Genomic DNA, 17,546 nt, shown 5'->3' on the forward strand with positions numbered 1-17,546 from the left:
GCCCGCGTGCGTGCCGCCGTCATCACCGCCCACGGCCGTCCGCCGGAGCTCGTCGACCGCGCCGACCCGGTGGCGGCGGAGGGGCAGGTGCTGGTCGCCGTCGCCGCCGTCCCGCTGACGCCGCTCGACCTGCTGTGCGCCACCGGCTCGTCGTACTTCGGCCCTCCCGCCCTGCCCTACGTGCCGGGCGTGCAGGCCGTGGGCACCGTCCTCGACGGGCCGGCCGACCTCGTCGGCGCTCGCGTCTGGTTCCCCTCCTCGGCCGGGATGGCGCCCGGGGACGGTGGGCTCGCCGAGCTCGCGGTGGGCCGGGCCGACGAGGCCGTCGTCGTCGGTGACGACGTCCCCGCCACCACCGTCGCGGCCCTCGGCCTGTCCGCCGTCGCCGCCTGGGAGGTCCTCGAGGCCCGGGCCGCGCTGGAGCCCGGCGAGGTCGTCCTCGTCCTCGGAGCCGGGGGAGCCGTCGGGCAGGTGGCCGTGCAGGCGGCCCGGCTGCTGGGGGCGCGGCGGGTCGTCGCGGCGTGCAGGTCCTCGGTGGCCCGTGACCGCGCGTCGGCGTGCGGCGCCGACGCCGTCGTCGACCTCGGTCCCGATGACGACGTCGCGACCCTCGCGGCCCGGCTGCGGGATGCCTGCGAGGGCGGGGCCGACGTCGTCGTCGACCCGCTGGCGGGGGTGGCGGGCACGGCCGCCGTCTCGGCCCTCGCCCTCGGCGGCCGGCTCGTCAACCTCGGCAGCAGCGCCGGCCCGTCGCTGGAGGTCGACTCGGCCGCCCTGCGCAGCCGCTCCGGATCCGTGCTCGGCTACACGAACAACGCCCTGACGAACGCGCGGCGGCGCGAGGTGTTCGCCACCGTGCTGGGGCACGCGGCCCGGAGCCGGCTCGAGGTGGCCCACGACGTCGTGGCGCTCGCGGACGTCGGCGACGCGTGGGCGGCGGTGGCCCGCGGCAGCGCCGCGGCACGCGTCGTCGTGACCCCCTGACGTCGGCCGCGCGGTGCGGCCCGCTCCGCGCTCACCGGCCCGGACGCGCGGGAGGCGCCCCACCAGCGGTGGGACGCCTCCGGCACTCGTGCCCCTCGGTCAGCGACGCAGAGTCAGCGTCGCCGTGTCGGTCTGCCCCGTCTCGGGGACCGTCACGGTGACCGTGTACGTCCCCGGTCCGGCGAGCGAACGGGTCTTCAGCTCGTACTTCCACTCACCCTTGACGAGGGTCGCGGTGCCCGTGAGGAGCGTCGTCGAGCCCTGCGTCACGGTGACGACCGGCGCGAGGTCGGTCGGCACGGAGCCGTCGCAGTCGCGGTAGGCGACCTTGACCGGCACCGTCGAGCCGTCCTTGGCGGTCGTCCCGGAACCGAGCGGCGCCAGGATGCCGCTGCTCGTGTACTCGACGGTGATGCTCGTGGTCGTCGCGTACGTGTGCCCGTGGACGTCGGTCACGGTGACGGTGGCGGTGTACACGCCCGCGGCCCCGTAGGTGTGCCCGACGGTCAGCGGGCTGGAGGCCGCGGCCACCGTGGTGTCCGCCGAGCCGTCGCCCCAGTCGACCGACACCGAGTGGGTGTCGCCGGGGAAGCGCGACGGGTGGGTCACCGTGAGGCTGGCGTTGCCGTCGCCGCACCCGACGCGGGAGTCGGCGAAGACGGCCTCGAGCGGCGCCGTCGGCGAGAGGCCGACGATGACCGGGTCGTGGTCGGACACCCGGAACTCGTTCGGCGCGTAGAGGCTCGCCTGCAGGTTCGCGGTCTTGAAGTCGGTGTTGTAGTCCAGCACCGTCGGCTCGTCGGAGTTGATGTGGTACTCCGCGACACCGGTGACCTGCGACATCACCGAGGGCGACCCGAGGGCGTGGTCGAGGTAGCCCCACTGCCCGTCGAACACGTACGAGTACGCGTCGTCACCGAGGTACTCCTCGACGAGGTTGGTGTACCCCGCGTCCTCGAGGGCGATGATCGGGTCCTCCTTGGCGTAGGAGTTGAGGTCGCCGAGGATCAGCACGTCGTCCTCGCCCGTCCCGGTCGGGTCCCCGGCGAGCCAGGTCGCGAGCGCCCTGGCCGAGACGGTGCGCGAGGCGTTGCAGTTGCCCTGCCCGTCGTTGGCGTCGGGCACGGTGCACCCCGACCCCTTCGACTTCAGGTGGTTGACGTCGGCGACGAACACGCCACCGGTCGCGTTGACCTCGAAGGCCTGGGCCAGCGAGGGGCGGCTGCGGGGTGCGGTGTCGCCGCCACCGACGAACTCCGGGGTGTTGAGGACGGCAGTGTCACCGACCGGGGTGACCTTCGCCGGCTTGTAGAGCATGCCGACCTTGATGGCGTCGGTGCCGAGCGCGTTCGTCTGACCCGTCTCGTCGTCGACGTCGACGTAGGCGTACGTGCCCGCGCCGTGCACGGCGTTGAGCTGCTCGACGAGGTGCGCGAGGGCGCTGTCCGACCCGTAGCCGTCGTTCTCGACCTCGTTGACGCCGAGCACGTCGGGGTTGACCTTGCCGATCGCCGCGACCGTCTTCGGCCACTGGCGGTCGAACTCCGCCTGGGTGTCCGCGCCGCGGCAGTCGGTGAGCGTGCCACCGACCCCCAGTCGGCAGGTGTCCTGGGCGTCGGGGAACCCGTCGAAGGTGTTGAAGTAGTTGAGCAGGTTCATCGCCGCGACGCGGACGTCGCCACCGACGGCACCCGGCGCGCTCGGCCGGGGGTTGCCGGCCTCGAAGAACCACTCGCCACCGAGGGCGTTGACCGGGCGGACGCGGAAGGCGTTCGGGCTGGACGTCGCGCTGCCACCGAAGGTGTAGCTCATGACGCCGGTGACCCCGGTGATGGTGTCGCCGCCGCGCAGCGTGTTGCTCGCGCTCAGCGGGTCGTCACCCCGGCCGAAGAGGATCGGGTCGGGGTTCTGGGCGTTGGTCGCGTCGTCGATGAGGATCTGGTTGAGGTTGTTGGCCGCCTGGAGCTCCGTGGCCTCCGCTCCGGGGCGCAGGATGTTGGTCGGCTGCTGGAGCCGGCCACCGGACGACACGAGGACCTCGCCAAAGCGCCCGAGCTGGAAGTGCTCGGTGACGGTGAGCTCCTGCGGCATCCGCACGAGCATGCCCTCGTACCGCTCGAACGCGGTGGCGCTGGCCATCGGCAGCTCGACGTCGGTGACCGGGACGGTCGCGTCGGTGTCGCACACGACGACGTTCCCGGGCAGGACCGAGATCTGGGTCTGGTCCTGGAACTCGCTGACCGAGCCCTGGAGGGTCACGACGTCGCCGAGGTCGACGAGGTCCTCGTTGCTGCCGCTGAAGACGAAGATGGCGTCGGAGGTCGCGGCATCGCCGTCGCCCTCGGCGTCCTGGAGGTAGAAGCCGCGCAGGCTGCCGCTCGCGCCGCCCTCGTAGTCGCCGACGACGACGCCGCTCGTGGTGCGGGTGCCGGTGAGCGCCGCGGCGGCGCCGGAGCCCTGGATCTCGGGGATCTCGGTGGTGTCGGCGTCGCAGAAGTCGACGACCTCGAAGGTCGACCTGACGTTGCCGTCCGGCGAGTTTGGCGGGTCGATCGTGTCGACGTCGGTGACCCCGGCGGCCGCGACCGTGACGGTGCAGTCCTCGCCGACGACGAGCGGCTGGGCCGGGCGCAGCGTCCACGCGTCCCTGGCCGCGTTGGCCGTCGCGGTGGTGGGCACGGCGCCGGACGTGGTGCAGGTGAGGTCGAAGGCGTCGGCGGCGGCGTTCACCGGCTCGCTGAAGGAGACGACCGGGCGGGCGTTCACCGAGCCGGAGTCCTCGTCGGCCGCGACGACCGACTCGACCGCGGGGGCGTCGTCGGTCGGGACCGCGTCGCAGGTCGCGCTGTGCGAGCCGAGCCCGCCGACGGTGTCCTGGGCGAAGCCGTTCCACTCGACCGACGGGTCGAACGCGTCGTCGGTGACCTCGTCGCCGGCGCAGACCGTGGCCTTGCGCACCAGCGTGTTGTCGGCCGTGCTCGTCAGGCCCGAGCCCCACTCGGTGCCCGGGTCGTTGCCGACGCGGCCGAAGGAGTCGATGACGGCCGTGCCCTTGCGCAGGACGATGGCGTCGTCGCCGTTGTACCAGGCAGACCCGTTGACCTGGTCAGCGGCCGCGAGGATCGTCGCGTTGGCCGACGAGTTGGCAAGGACGAACACGTCGCCGGCTGCCACGGTGCCCGTGAGGTTGATGGTCAACGAGGACGTCGTCGAGCCGTTGAAGAACATCTGGACGTTGTAGCCACCCGTGCTGAGATTCACGGCCTGGCTCGTACCGTTGAACACCTCGATGGCCTTGTTGTTGCTCGAGCCCTCGACGTACTCCGAGAGGATGAGCTCGGCCGTCGCGGCCGACGCCGGGGCGGGCGTCAGGACGACGGGAACGGCGACCGCGAGGGCGCCGACGGCGACCCTCGTCACGAACCGACGGAACGGCGAGACTGCCATGCATCCTCCAGGGAAAGGGTGGGAGGCCGACGGGTCACGCCGCCTCGACCACAGGTTTGCGGCGTGAACGTAGCACCTCCACCGGGTCGGGGCGACCGCTAGGAACCCGCTCGTCGGCGAACGGTTCGTGAACGTCGGACGGCCCGCCCGACCGGGTCCCCGACCACCCGCGGCACGGTCGCGACGTCCACGTCAACACCTGCCAAACCACCCCCCGTCGTCCGGTGGCCGCGTGCCCGGCCGACCGTCGGGACGGGCTGTCGAAGGACGGACGCGGGCCGGGCCGCAGGGCCGTCTCGCACGCCGCCCTCCCCTAGCGTCGTCAGACCGGGACCACCGACACGAAGGAGCGCACCCATGGCGTACGCGAAGGGCGACGGGGTCAGCTGGAACACCTCCCAGGGCGAGACCCACGGGACGGTGGTGGACAAGCGGACCAGCGACTTCCAGCTCGACGGGCAGCAGTTCCGGCCCACCGACGACGACCCGTACTACGTCGTCGAGTCCGACAAGACCGGGGCGAGGGCCGCCCACAAGGAGTCCGCCCTGCGCCGACGCTCGTCCTGAGGGCGCCGACGCGGCCCGGGTCCGCTGGGCCGTGAAGGACTGGGAGCCCCCGGGAAGGTCACGGGGCGAGGTCGTGTTGGCACTCGTCGGCGGCGCGACCTGCCGCCACACCACCGCCCATGACAGGAGACACCCATGCAGCACCGCTCCATCGCGGACCTCCGGGTCGGCGCCATCGGCCTCGGCGGCATGCCGATGTCGATCGAGGGACGGCCCGAGGAGTCACGCTCGGTCTCCACGATCCACGCCGCCCTCGACGCCGGCGTCACCCTCATCGACACGGCCGACGCGTACCACCGCGACGCCGGGGAGGTGGGCCACAACGAGGAGCTCATCGCCGGCGCCCTGCGCAGCTGGACCGGTGACGCGTCGAGCATCGTCGTCGCCACGAAGGGCGGGCACCTGCGGCCCGGTGACGGGTCGTGGACGCGCAACGGCGACCCGACCTACCTCAAGCAGGCCGCCAAGGCGTCGGCGCAGCGGCTCGGCGTCGAGGCCATCGGCCTCTACCAGTTCCACCGTCCCGACCCGGCCGTGCCGTACGCCGAGTCGGTCGGCGCCCTGGCCGAGCTCCTCGAGGAGGGCGTCATCGCCCGCGCCGGGATCTCGAACGCCTCCATCGCCCAGATCGACGAGGCGAACGAGGTCCTCGGCGGTCGCCTGGCCTCGGTGCAGAACCAGTTCTCGCCGGCCTTCCTCGACAGCCGGGCCGAGCTCGAGCACTGCGCCTCGCTCGGGATCGCGTTCCTGCCGTGGAGCCCGCTCGGCGGCATCCGTCGGGCGGCCGACCTCGGCGCGACGCACGGCGCCTTCGCCGAGGTGGCCAGGGCCCGGGGTGTCTCGCCCCAGCAGGTCGCCCTCGCGTGGGAGCTCTCGCTCGCGCCCGTCGTCATCCCGATCCCCGGGGCGTCGCGGCCGGCGTCGGTCGAGGACTCGGTACAGGCCGCCGACCTCGAGCTGGGCGCGGACGAGCTCGCCACCCTCGAGGCCGCCCTCGCCGCCTGACGCTCCCTCGGTTCTGGGTGGGACGGGACCTCCGGATGGTGGGGTCCCTTTCCACCCCGAGCCGTCGGTGCCACAGTGGACGCACAGGGAACGGTCGCGACCCACGCAGGAGGACGCCATGGCCACGACGGCGGACCGGAGGACCCGGGCCCACGACGGCGACGTCGAGGCCTTCCTCGGACAGGTCGACGACGAGAGGCGCCGCGCGGACGCCGAGGAGGTCCTCGACCTCATGCGCGAGGTGTCCGGACACGAGCCGCGGATGTGGGGCCCGACGATGATCGGGTTCGGCCGCCAGCCGTACCGGACCGCCGACGGCAAGGAGCGCGAGTGGTTCGCCATCGGGCTGTCCCCACGCAAGGCGTCCCTGACCCTGTACGGCCTGACGTCCTACGGTTCCAACGCCGACCTCCTCGACGCCCTCGGGCCGCACACGACGGGGAAGGGCTGCGTGTACGTCAAGCGCCTCGAGGCCCTCGACCGCACCTTCCTCACCGACCTCGTGCGACGGTCGTGGGAGGCCAACCACGAGCAGCCCTGCTGAGGGCACTCCCCCGATGGGGGAGGATCGGGGGCGATGACGCTCACCGACCGCCTGACCGGCGACCCCAGCCCCGGCGCGGACGGTGCCTTCGACGTCTTCCTCGACTGGGCCGGTGAACGCGGCTTCTCGCTCTACCCCGCCCAGGAGGAGGCCGTCCTCGCCCTCGCCGGCGGGGCGCACGTCGTCCTCGCGACGCCCACCGGCTCGGGCAAGTCCCTCGTCGCCGTCGCGGCCCACGCCCAGGCCATCGCCGACGGCCGGCGCAGCTGGTACACCGCGCCGATCAAGGCCCTCGTCAGCGAGAAGTTCTTCGCCCTCGTCGAGATCTTCGGCGCCGGGAACGTCGGCATGCTCACGGGCGACGCCGCGGTCAACCCGGGCGCCCCCATCATCTGCGCGACCGCCGAGGTGCTCGCCAACCACGCGCTGCGCGAGCGCGAGCTGGCCGACATCGGTCTCGTCGTCATGGACGAGTTCCACTTCTACACCGAGCCCGACCGCGGCTGGGCGTGGCAGGTGCCCCTGCTCCTCATGCCCGAGACGCAGTTCCTCCTCATGTCGGCCACCCTCGGCGACACCTCCGTCTTCGAGGAGGACCTCGCCCGTCGCACCGGCCGCGAGACCGTCGCCGTGGCCGGCGCCGAGCGCCCGGTGCCGCTGGAGTTCGAGTGGGTCCTCACCCCCCTCCACGACACCCTCGAGCTGCTCCTGCGCGACGACCGCGCCCCGGTCTACGTCGTCGCGTTCACCCAGGCCGCCGCGGTCGAGAACGCACAGGCGCTGATGAGCGTCGACATCGTCTCGTCGGCGCGCAAGGCCGCGATCAAGGACGCCGTCGGCGGCTTCCGCTTCGGCAAGGGCTTCGGGGCGACCCTCAAGCGCCTCGTCCTGCACGGCATCGGCGTGCACCACGCGGGGATGCTCCCCAAGTACCGGCGCCTCGTCGAGACGCTGGCCCAGGCCGGGCTGCTCGCCGTCATCTGCGGCACCGACACCCTCGGCGTCGGCATCAACGTCCCGATCCGCACCGTCCTGCTCACCTCGCTGACGAAGTACGACGGGCGGCGGCAGCGGGTGCTCCGGGCCCGCGAGTTCCACCAGATCGCGGGGCGCGCAGGCCGGGCCGGCTTCGACACCGTGGGGTACGTCGTCGTCGAGGCGCCCGAGCACGTCATCGAGAACGCGAAGCTGCTCGCCAAGGCCGGCGACGATCCCAAGAAGCGCCGCAAGGTCGTGCGGCGCAAGCCGCCCGAGGGCATCCTGACCTACAGCGAGGCGACGTACGAGCGCCTCGTGTCGGCGCCGCCGGAGCCGCTGCAGTCGCGCATGGTCGTCAACCACGCGATGGTCCTCAACGTCCTCGACCAGTGGGAGGGCCAACAGCAGGCGCTGCACACCCTGCTGCTCGACAACCACGAGGAGCAGCCGCGACGCGACGCGCTCGTCGAGCGGGCGGTGCAGGTGATGGCGTCGCTGCTGCGCGCCGAGGTCGTCGAGCCCGACGACGGGTCGACCCGGGACGCGTGGCTGCCGCCGCTCGCGCCCCCGGCCGACGCGGCTCCCCCCGCACCGACCGACCCGGCGGAGTCCGGCGCCGACGACGAGGACGCCGACCCGGCCGACGCGCCCGGCGCGGGCCTGGGTGCCCTCGGGCAGCTCCTCGCCGAGGCGGGGATCACCGCGACCGCTCCCGACGGCGACGCCACCGCCGAGCCCGAGGACGACGCCGGCGCCGGGCCGGCCGAGCCCGCCCCCGAGCCGGGGCCACTCGAGCGCTTCCTGCGCGCGGAGCGCGGCGCCCACCCCGAGGGTCCGTTCCAGGTGGCCCTCGACCTCCACGACGGCTTCGCCCTCAACCAGCCGCTGTCGGCCTTCGCCCTCGCGGCCCTCGAGCTCCTCGACCCCGCGGTGCCGGGTTACGCGCTCGACGTCGTCACCGTCATCGAGTCCACCCTCGACGACCCCCGCCCCGTCCTCATGGCCCAGCGGTTCGAGGCCCGGGGCGAGGCCGTCGGCGCGATGAAGGCCGACGGGATGGACTACGAGGACCGGATGGAGGCTCTCGACGACGTCTCGTGGCCGCGGCCGCTCGCGGAGGAGCTCGAGGGCGCCCTGCGCGTCTACCGCCAGACCCACCCTTGGGTGGACCCGCGCGGGCTGTCGCCGAAGTCCGTCGTCCGCGAGATGTACGAGCGCGCGATGACCTTCGGGGAGTTCACCGCCCACCACAAGCTCGCCCGTGCCGAGGGCGTCGTCCTGCGCTACCTCACCGACGCCTACCGGGCGCTGCGCTCGACCGTCCCGGCCTCGGCCCGCACCGAGGAGCTCGACGACCTCGTCGAGTGGCTCGGCGAGGTCGTGCGGCACACCGACTCCAGCCTCCTCGACGAGTGGGAGTCGCTCGCCAACCCCACCGACCTCCCGGCCGCCGACGTCCGACCGTCGTCCGAGACCCGCGCCCTGTCCGCCAACCCCCGTGCGCTGCGGGTCATGGTGCGGCAGAGCATGTTCCGGCGCATCGAGCTCGTCTCGTTGCGGCGCTGGAGCGCGCTCGCGGCTCTCGACGGCGGACTCTCGGCGGAGGAGTGGGAGGACGCCGCTGCCGGCTACCTCGCCGAGTACGACGACCTGGGCACCGGTCCCGAGGCACGGGGGCCGGCCCTGTTCCGGGTCACCGAGGAGCCGGACCACTGGCTCGTCGAGCAGATCCTCGACGACCCCGAGGGCGACCACGACTGGCGGATCACCGCCGAGCTCGACCTCGCCGCCACGGACGAGGCGGGCGAGGTCGTCCTCGTCGTCACCGGCTTCGGCCCCGCGACCGCCTGACGACCAGCGCGTCGACCGGCGCCGGTGCGCGTCGACGGCCTCGGGCTAGCGTGGGCGGCATGGCGGTGCTGCGCGACGCGACGGTCCACGACCTCCCCGCTCTCTACCGGGTCTGCCTCCTGACCGGGGCCGCCGGCCGGGACGCCAGCGACGCCCACGCCGACCCCGACCTGCCCGGCCACCTCTTCGCCGGTCCCTACGTCGTCTTCCCCGACGCCCTGGCGCTCGTCGTCCAGGACGCCGGGGGCGTAGCGGGCTACTGCCTCGGCGTGCCCGACACCCCGGCCTTCGAGGACTGGATGGAGGAGGTCTGGCTGCCGCCGCTGCGCGAGCGCCACCCGCGGGGCAGTGGCGGGACGCCGGCCGACGAGGGCCTCATCGGGTGGTTCCACTCGCCACTGCGCCCGACGGCCCGGTTCGTCGACGAGTACCCGGCGCACCTCCACGTCGACCTCCTGCCCCGCCTCCAGGGCCGGGGGTGGGGACGCCGCATCATGGACGCGATGACCGAGCGCCTCGCCGCCGCCGGGGCCGGGGGCGTGCACGTCGGGGTCGACCCGGCCAACACCGGCGCCCTCGCGTTCTACGAGCGGCTCGGGTTCCGTGAGCTCGGCGGACCCGAGGGCGGCCGCTTCCTCGGGCTGCACCTCGCCCCCTCCGGCACCGACACCAGCAGCTCCGGCACCGACACCGGCCACCCGGGCTGATACCGCGGCGATACCGGCGGCGGCGAGGGTGCGGTCCCGAAGGACCCGAGCGCCGCCACCAGGGCGACGCGCCAGCCGCCCAGGAGCCACCCCATGACCCGGTCCCGCGCCCGTCGCACCCTGTCCGTCCTCTCGGCCGCCGCCCTGCTCGGCGCCCTCGCCGGGGCCGCTCCCATGGCCAGTGCCGGACCCCCGCCCGTCGACCCGGCGAGCGTCAGCCCGACGCTCAACCCGAACTTCGCGCCCTGGGACTGCTGGCGGGCCGGCACGGGCATCACCTGCCAGGGCACGTGGGTGAACACCTACGAGAACGAGCCCATCGGCATCCAGTGCGACGGTCAGGAGGTGTACGGCTCGGGGTCCAGCCGCGAGTTCATGACCCGCTGGCACACCGCCGACGGCCTGGCGACCAGGACCAACGTCCACCTCGGCTACCCGTCCGACCGCTACACGCTCTCCCCGACCGGCGCCGGCCCGTCCGTCACGATCTCCGGGCACTGGAACCGCCACTACACCTACCCCGTCCCGGGTGAGGTGGGCAGCCGGGTCCTCACCGAGGTCGGCGGGCGCTACCTCGGGCGAGCGGATGACGGGTCGCGGCTGAACGGCAGCGGCGGGGTGCAGTACGCACCCGGTGAGGACTTCGAGACGCGGGCCTCCGCCCACGGGTCGATCGCCGACATCACGGGCGAGACGGTCGACGCGTTCATCTGCGAGGCCCTGACCTGACCGGACCTCCGTCCGCGCCGGCCTCGGTGACGCGAAGCGTGCGCCACGGCGCTCCCGAAGGTTCGACACCGAGACCCCCGGCCGGGGGCGTGGTGGTGCCGACGGCTCCAGCACCCAGACTGTGCCCATGCGGCTCTCCGGTTCCCACGTCCTGCTGACCGGAGCCACGGGGACCATCGGCTCCCGCCTCGCCGCCGAGCTGGCCCTGCGGGGGGCCCGGCTGACGCTCGTCGCCCGGCGCCCCGGGCCGCTCGAGGCGCTGGCCGCGCGGCTGGGCGGGGCCGCCGTGCCCACCGACCTCACCGACACCCGCGGGCTCCCCGACCTCGTGGCCGCGGCCGAGGCGCACCACGGCCCCGTCGACGTCCTCCTCCACAACGCCGCCGTCGAGACGGTCGGGACGCTCAGCGAGGTCCGTGACGGGGAGGTGGCCGACGCCGTCGCCCTCAACCTCGGGGCGCCGCTCGAGCTGACCCGCCTCGTCCTGCCGTCGATGCTCGCGCGCCGGCAGGGCTGCGTCGTCGGTGTCTCCTCCCTCGCCGCCCTGGCCACGTTCCCCGGGCTGTCGGTCTACGGCGCGACGAAGGCCGGGCTGTCGGCGGCACTGGCCGGGCTGCGGATCGAGCTGCGCGGCACCGGCGTGCGCACGACGACGGTCGAGATCGGCCCGGTCGCCTCCGAGATGATGGAGCGCATCGGCTCCCAGCCCCTCGCCGCCGCGGCGTTCGCCCGCGCCCGGTCCCTGCGGGTGCTGCCCGTCCTCGACGCCGACGCGGTGGCGCTCGCCGTCGTCGACGCGGTCGAGGGCGACCGGCCCCGCCTCACCCTCCCCCGCCGCGCGGCACCCCTCGCCTCGCTCACCGAGGCACCCCGGGCCGTGGTGCGGGTCGCCCTCACCGGGCTGCGGCCCGCCACCCGGGACGCGGTGCGCGCGTGAGCCGCCCCACCGTCCGGCGCAAGATCGCCGCCGCCAGCTGGAGGGCGCCGACCGAGGGTCGCATCCACGCCCGCGCCGAGGTCGACGTCTCGGCGGCCCTGGCCCACCTCGCGGTGCTGCGCGCCGAGCACGGCGTCCGGGTCACCCTGACCCACCTCGTCGGCGCGGCCCTGGGACGGGCGCTGCGCGACGTCCCCGAGGCCCGGGCCCGCGTCGTCCTCGGCCGCCTGCGGCCCATCGAGGAGTGCACCATCGCCTTCGCCGTCGACATCGAGGACGGCCGGGACCTCGCGCCCGTCCGGGTCCGCGACGCCGACCGCCTCACCACGCTCGAGGTGGCCCGGGCCGTCGAGTCGGGAGCCCTCGCGGTGCGGGCCGGGCAGGACCACTCGTTCCGGCGCTCGTCCTCGATCATGCGGGCCGTGCCGGTCTGGGCGATGCGGCCGGTGGTGAACGTGGCGAGCCTCGTCACCGGGGGCCTGGGCCGTGGGCTGTTCGGCCAGCCGGGTCGCCCGCTGGGGACGGCGTTCGTCTCCAACGTCGGCACGCTCGGGCTCGAGGAGGCCTTCCTCGCCCCGGTGCCGTTCGCGCGGGTGCCGGTCTACCTCGCGATCGGGGCCGTGCGCGAGCGCCCCGTCGTCGTCGGGACCGAGGTCGTGGTGCGACCGACGTGCGTCCTCGTGGCCACGGCGGACCACCGCATCGTCGACGGCGCCCACGCGGGACTGCTCCAGCAGGCCCTGCTGGACCACCTGGCCGACCCGGCAGGGCTGGACCGACCCGGACCGGGCTGACCCGCCCCGGGGTCGGGCGTCAGGGGGTCGAGGTCTCGATCTGCTGCGAGAGGTACTGCGGCAGGCCGACGCGCATGATCGCCTCGATCTGCGACTCGAACCAGTCGGCGTGCTTCTCCTCGTCGCGGGCCATCTCCTCGAAGATGGCGGCGCTCGCGTGGTCGCCGAGGTCGTGGCTCTCCTGGGCGGAGGAGTTGAACTGCGCGACGGCGGCGATCTCGCTCTCGAGGGCGATGCGCAGCATCTCCTCGGCGTCCTCCCCGATCCGGATCGGGTTGAGGCGCTGGACGTTGGGGTGGCCCTCGAACAGCAGGATGCGGTTGATGAGGGCGTCGGCGTCGCGCATCTCGTCGATGGACAGGTCGTAGAAGACCTTGCCGAGCTTCGGGAAGCCCCAGTTGTCGAGCATCCGGGCGTGGAGGAAGTACGTGTTGGTGACGGTCAGCTCGAACGTCAGCGCGTCGTTGAGCAGCTCGACGACACGGGGGTCAACTGGCCTCATCGCGGAACTCCAGGTCCTCGGCGGAACGGGGTGCCTCATGCTCGCACACCAGCCGTCGGACGGAGAACACGCAGGCCCCGCAGTCACGCCCGGCACCGGTCATCCGGCAGACCTGCCCGAGGGTGCGGGCGCCGGCGTCGACGGCGGCCGCGATCGCGGTGTCGTTGACGACGTGGCACTGGCAGACGATCACGGCTCCCCCTCTCGGGTGGTCGGGGCCCGGAGCGGCCCTGAAGGTGAGGCTTACCTAACCACAGGATGACAGGTCCCGTCCAAGAGAACCCTGAGAGGTCCGCAGGACGGAACGGCGCGCGCCGCCCCGACGGCCCCGGGTGTATCAGGACGCGGCGCGCTCCGCTCCTGCTGTTCGCACCGGCCCGACGTCGCGGCCGCGCCGACACCAGGAGACGCCGTCGTGACCCGCACCTCGTTCACCTTCCTCGTCCACCCCCGCACCCGCACCGGCGAGGACCTCGCCCGCGTGTGGCGCCCGCTCGGCCGGGTGCCCGAGAAGGTCTACGACACCGCGCTGCGCCGCCTCCCCCTTCCGCCGGTGACCATCGCCGCGGTCGAGGTCGGCGGGGAGCAGGTCGGCCACGTCGTCCTCGTCCCCTTCGGGGCGCGCCACCTCCTCGAGGCGCCCGCCGAGGGCCGGGCCCGGGTCGCCCGGGCCGTCGACCGCGCCGTCGCCCTGGGATCCGGGGTCGTCGGGCTCGGCGCCCTGACGGCCACCGTCACCGCCGGCGGCGCCTCGCTGCGCAGCCGCACCGACATCGCCGTGACGAACGGCAACGCGTTCACCGCCGCCACCGTCGAGCGCCAGGCCCGCGACGCCCTCGACCGCTTCGTCACCACCGGCGGTCGCCGGGTCGCCGTCGTGGGCGCCACCGGCAGCGTCGGGACCGCCGTGAGCCGCCTCCTCGCCCGCGACGGCGGGGTCGAGCACCTCGTCCTCGTCTCGCGGACGGCCCCCCGGCTCGCCGGGCTCGCCGCCGAGGTCGGCGCCCGCGTCCCGACGACCACCGCCACCGACCTGCGGGCCGTGGCCGCCGCGGACCTCGTCATCCTCCTCACCGCCTCGGCCGACGCCGTCCTGCGGGCCGAGCACCTCGCGCCCGGCGCCGTCGTCATCGACGCCACCCAGCCGCGCAACACCTCGCCCGGGCTCCTCGTCGAGCGGCCCGACGTCCTCGTCCTCGACGGCGGCGTCGTCGACGTCCCCTCGCTGCGGCTGCACGGCAGCGACATCGGACTCCCCGACGGCCGCGCCTACGCGTGCTTCGCCGAGACCGCGATGCTCGCGCTGTCCGGGCAGCGGCGGCACTTCTCCATCGGCCACCCGGGACTCGACCTCGTCGACCGCACCCGCGGCCTGGCCGCCGACCTCGCCCACCTCGGCTTCGTCCCCGCCGCACCCACCTCCTTCGGACGACCGGTGGAGCGGGCCGGGGTCCTCGAGGCCGGGGTGGCGGCGTGACCCGCGTCGTCCTCCTCGGGGGCGGGTACGTCACGCTCCACGCCCACGCCGCCCTGGCGCGCGGGCTCCGGCGCGAGATCCGCAGCGGCGCGGTGCAGCTCGTCGTCCTCACGGCCGACCCCGCCCACAGCTACCACGGCTTCACCGGCGAGGTCCTCGCCGGCCTGCTGCCCTTCGCCCGCACCCGGACCCCGGTCGCCGGCGCCTGTCCGCGGGCCCGGGTCGAGCACGGGGTCGTCGTCGAGGTCGACAGGAAGCGCCGCACCGTGACGTGGCGGCCGGCGGGGTCGTCGGACACCCGCACGATGACGTGGGACCACCTCGTCGTCGGCACCGGCGGCCGCGAACCCGCCGCGCTCGTCCCCGGGCTCGCCGAGCACGGCTGGACGCTGCGCTCGCCCGGGGACATCGAGCGGCTCGCCGCCCGGGTGGGTCACCTCGCCGGCCGTTCCCTCGAGGGCGACGCGCGGCCCCCGCTCGTGCTCGTCGCCGGAGGGGGTCTCGCCGGGGTCGAGCTCGCCGCCGCGGTGGCCGACCGGGGTCGGGGCCGGCTGCGCGTCGAGCTCGTCCACGCGGGAGACCGGCTCGTCCCCGAGCTGGCCGTCTCCCAGCCCCGCCTCGCCCGACGGGCCGCCGCCGAGCTGGAGCGGCTCGGGGTGCGTGTCCGACTCGGCGTGCGACTCGTCGAGGTCACCGCGGGGTCTGCGTGGCTGTCCGACGGGACGCTCCTGCCGACGGCCGACGTCATCGCGACGACCGGCCAGCGGCCCGTGCGCCTGCCCGGGCTCGGCGACGAGCTGCGCGACCTCCGGGGACGCCTCCTCACCGGGTCCGACCTCTCGGTCGGCGAGGGCGTCTGGGCGGCGGGCGACGCGGCCCGGGTGCTCCACCCGGTCACGGGGGAGCCCGTCGCGGCCAACGCGCTGTGGGCCATCAAGGGCGGGCACCACGTCGGGACCAACGTCGCGCGGGTCGTCAGGGGGCGACCTGCGCAGGCGTTCCGGTACCGCGGGCTGGGGCGGGCGGCGTCGTTCGGCCTCGGTCACTCGGTCGCCGAGCTCTACGGGGTGCCGCTCACCGGGACGACGGCGTGGGTGCTGCGGCTCGCGTTCTTCCTCCGCTTCATGCCCGACCGCCGGCAGGCGCTGCGCACCCTCGCCGACACGGTGCGCGCGGTGCGCGGCACCCGTGTCCCGGCGCCTCCGGTCGACCGCACCCGGCCGCGGACGGAGCGGGAGGCCAGGGTCGCCTGAGCGACGCCGGCCGCTTCGGACGTCACCCCGCCGACGGGCTCGACGGCACCACGGGGTCCCCGAGGCGGTGGCTCGTCTGGGCGAGCGTCGCGCGGGCGGCCACGCCGGACCGGAACACGCCGGCGAGCATCGTCTCGACGAGGACCCGGCCCAGCCGCCCCGGGATCTTCGCGCTGCTGCTGCGGGCCCCCGCACGCACGACCGCCTCGACGCGGGCCCGGCGGGAGCGCTCGTAGGCCGCCGGCCCGTCGAGGCCGTGCGCCGCGACGGCACGGGCGAGGACGACCGCGTCCTCGAGCGCCATCGCCGCGCCCTGCCCGCTGCTCGGGCTCGGCGCGTGGGCCGCGTCGCCGACGAGCACCGTCCGCTCCCGCCACCACGTGGGGACGTGGGGGAGGTCGTAGGTGCTGTCCCCCGCGAGCTCCAGCGAACCCGCGGCGACGAGGGCCGCGGCCGGTCCGGCGTCGCCGGCGACGAGACCGCCGAGGAGGGCGAGCCACTCCTCGTCCGTGGTGGCGGCCCGCTCGGCACGCAAGATCGGCTCACGGGGCACGTTGGCGAACCACACGACGTCACCGGTGGGCAGGGGGTGCGCCCCGAAGAAACTGCGGCGCCCGAAGACGAAGTGCCAGGCCTCCGGTGCCAGGCCGGCGACGACGGACGGGTCGAGGTCGGCCGCGCGGGTGATGCCGCCGAAGTTGGCCAGGCCCACGTACCGCGCGTCGGGCGCCGCGGGGTCGACCGTGCGCCGGATCCGTGAGCGCACGCCGTCGGCGGCGACGAGGAGGTCGCCCTCCACTGCGGTCCCGTCGGCGAGGACCACCCGCACCGGCCGTCCCGGCTCGTCCTCCACCGAGACGACGTCGGCGCCGCGCCTGACGAGCGCGCCGGCCTGCTGGGCGGCGTCCGCGAGGAGCACGGCGAGCGCGGACCTCCTCATCGTCAGGGCCACCGTCCCGTCGGCCAGGGGCTTGCCGAGGGTGACGTCGCCCAGGTGGCGGCCGGTCGCCCCGAACATCGACGTGGCGCGGGAGGGCACTGCGAGGGCTCGGACCTCGTCGAGGACCCCGAGGGCTTCCAGGGCATCGAGTCCGTTGGGCGCCACCGTGATCCACGACCCCTCCTCGGGGTCGGCCACGGCGCGTCGCTCGAGCACGGTGGCCTCCAGGCCGAGCCGTACCGCCGCGAGCGCGACGGCAGGTCCGGCGACACCGCCGCCGACGACGAGTAGTCTCATGTCCGGTCCTTCCCTACGGGATTCGTATATTTCGATTGTCGAAAGGTATCCGGATGGCGACGCGGCGTCAACTCGTGGCCGACCTCGGCACGGCGCTGCAGCGCTACCAGCGCAGCGTCCAGGCGTACGACGACGCCGTGCAGCGGGCCCTGGGCCTCGGGGCGGCCGACCTGCGCTGCCTCGACTGGCTCGCCGACGGCCCGAAGACCGCGGGCGTCCTCGCGACCGCCACCGGCCTGCGCCCCGCGGCGACGACCGCGCTCCTCGACCGGCTCGAGGCGAAGGGCCTGATCGAGCGGGTGCGCGACGAAGGGGACCGGCGCCGCGTCCTCGTGCGGATGACCGAGGAGGGCGCCCGGCGCACGTACGCGATGTACGCCCCGCTCGTCGACGAGGGAGCCGGCCTCTTCGCCGGCCTCACCGTCGCCGAGATGAGCCGGCTGCGCGACCTCGTCGACTCGATGACCGAGCTCACCGACCGCCACCGCGGCGGCATCGCCGCGCCGTCGTGAGCCGCGGCCCGCAAGCACCCAC

16 protein-coding genes are annotated in these 17,546 nt (G+C 74.6%); 12 read left to right on the forward strand and 4 right to left on the reverse strand.

What is annotated here, in order from left to right; translation table 11 throughout:
- The first annotated feature begins 6 nt into the window (after positions 1-6).
- Entirely contained in the window at positions 7-984 is a 978-nt protein-coding gene (locus ACFWN3_RS10115) for a zinc-binding alcohol dehydrogenase family protein (protein WP_377639181.1), read from the forward strand.
- Between the two features lie 99 nt (positions 985-1,083).
- Here the strand turns inward: ACFWN3_RS10115 and ACFWN3_RS10120 are convergent, their stop codons facing one another.
- A complete protein-coding gene (locus tag ACFWN3_RS10120) occupies positions 1,084-4,431 on the reverse strand; it encodes an ExeM/NucH family extracellular endonuclease (protein ID WP_377639182.1) in 3,348 nt (1,115 codons plus the stop codon).
- 357 nt (positions 4,432-4,788) lie between these two features.
- On the opposite strand from ACFWN3_RS10120, the gene ACFWN3_RS10125 reads away from it, so the two are divergent.
- From ACFWN3_RS10125 to ACFWN3_RS10160, 8 genes are all read left to right on the forward strand, one after another.
- Positions 4,789-4,998 carry a DUF2945 domain-containing protein gene (locus ACFWN3_RS10125; protein WP_377639184.1) on the forward strand — a complete coding sequence of 70 codons (210 nt, stop codon included), beginning with the start codon at positions 4,789-4,791 and terminating at the stop codon, positions 4,996-4,998.
- Between the two features lie 135 nt (positions 4,999-5,133).
- Positions 5,134-6,003, forward strand: a complete 870-nt coding sequence (locus tag ACFWN3_RS10130) for an aldo/keto reductase (protein ID WP_377639186.1) — start codon at positions 5,134-5,136, stop codon at positions 6,001-6,003.
- A gap of 118 nt (positions 6,004-6,121) precedes the next feature.
- Entirely contained in the window at positions 6,122-6,547 is a 426-nt protein-coding gene (locus tag ACFWN3_RS10135) for a DUF1801 domain-containing protein (protein ID WP_377639188.1), read from the forward strand.
- A 33-nt stretch (positions 6,548-6,580) separates the two neighbouring features.
- A complete protein-coding gene (locus ACFWN3_RS10140) occupies positions 6,581-9,376 on the forward strand; it encodes a DEAD/DEAH box helicase (protein WP_377639189.1) in 2,796 nt (931 codons plus the stop codon).
- 59 nt (positions 9,377-9,435) lie between these two features.
- On the forward strand, positions 9,436-10,083 hold the full coding sequence (locus tag ACFWN3_RS10145; protein WP_377639190.1) for a GNAT family N-acetyltransferase: 648 nt from the start codon (positions 9,436-9,438) through the stop codon (positions 10,081-10,083).
- Positions 10,084-10,176: 93 nt separating this feature from the next.
- On the forward strand, positions 10,177-10,812 hold the full coding sequence (locus ACFWN3_RS10150) for a hypothetical protein (protein WP_377639192.1): 636 nt from the start codon (positions 10,177-10,179) through the stop codon (positions 10,810-10,812).
- A gap of 127 nt (positions 10,813-10,939) precedes the next feature.
- Entirely contained in the window at positions 10,940-11,749 is an 810-nt protein-coding gene (locus tag ACFWN3_RS10155) for an SDR family NAD(P)-dependent oxidoreductase (RefSeq protein ID WP_377639194.1), read from the forward strand.
- Positions 11,746-12,543, forward strand: coding sequence for a 2-oxo acid dehydrogenase subunit E2 (locus tag ACFWN3_RS10160; protein WP_377639196.1), 798 nt, complete (start codon positions 11,746-11,748; stop codon positions 12,541-12,543). The genes ACFWN3_RS10155 and ACFWN3_RS10160 overlap by 4 nt, the downstream gene beginning before the upstream one ends.
- Before the next feature lie 19 nt (positions 12,544-12,562).
- On the opposite strand, the gene bfr is transcribed toward ACFWN3_RS10160, so the two are convergent.
- Both bfr and ACFWN3_RS10170 read right to left on the reverse strand, forming a co-directional pair.
- A complete protein-coding gene (bfr, locus tag ACFWN3_RS10165; RefSeq protein WP_377639198.1) occupies positions 12,563-13,045 on the reverse strand; it encodes a bacterioferritin in 483 nt (160 codons plus the stop codon).
- Positions 13,032-13,238 (reverse strand): bacterioferritin-associated ferredoxin, encoded by a 207-nt coding sequence (locus ACFWN3_RS10170; RefSeq protein WP_377639199.1) that lies wholly within the window; start codon positions 13,236-13,238, stop codon positions 13,032-13,034. Before ACFWN3_RS10170 ends, bfr begins: the two co-directional genes overlap by 14 nt.
- A 222-nt stretch (positions 13,239-13,460) precedes the next feature.
- Here ACFWN3_RS10170 and ACFWN3_RS10175 point away from each other — a divergent pair, with 222 nt between their 5' ends.
- The gene (locus ACFWN3_RS10175) at positions 13,461-14,522 is read left to right on the forward strand and encodes an NAD(P)-binding domain-containing protein (protein WP_377639201.1); all 1,062 of its coding nucleotides are present in this window, start codon (positions 13,461-13,463) and stop codon (positions 14,520-14,522) included.
- On the forward strand, positions 14,519-15,775 hold the full coding sequence (locus tag ACFWN3_RS10180) for an NAD(P)/FAD-dependent oxidoreductase (protein ID WP_377639203.1): 1,257 nt from the start codon (positions 14,519-14,521) through the stop codon (positions 15,773-15,775). The genes ACFWN3_RS10175 and ACFWN3_RS10180 overlap by 4 nt, the downstream gene beginning before the upstream one ends.
- 22 nt (positions 15,776-15,797) lie before the next feature.
- On the opposite strand, the gene ACFWN3_RS10185 is transcribed toward ACFWN3_RS10180, so the two are convergent.
- Positions 15,798-17,012, reverse strand: coding sequence for an FAD-dependent oxidoreductase (locus ACFWN3_RS10185; protein ID WP_377639205.1), 1,215 nt, complete (start codon positions 17,010-17,012; stop codon positions 15,798-15,800).
- 53 nt (positions 17,013-17,065) lie between these two features.
- Here ACFWN3_RS10185 and ACFWN3_RS10190 point away from each other — a divergent pair, with 53 nt between their 5' ends.
- Positions 17,066-17,524 carry a MarR family winged helix-turn-helix transcriptional regulator gene (locus ACFWN3_RS10190; RefSeq protein ID WP_377639207.1) on the forward strand — a complete coding sequence of 153 codons (459 nt, stop codon included), beginning with the start codon at positions 17,066-17,068 and terminating at the stop codon, positions 17,522-17,524.
- Positions 17,525-17,546 lie beyond the last annotated feature (22 nt).

This window comes from Oryzobacter terrae, from assembly GCF_042756445.1.
Lineage (GTDB): Bacteria > Actinomycetota > Actinomycetes > Actinomycetales > Dermatophilaceae > Oryzobacter > Oryzobacter terrae.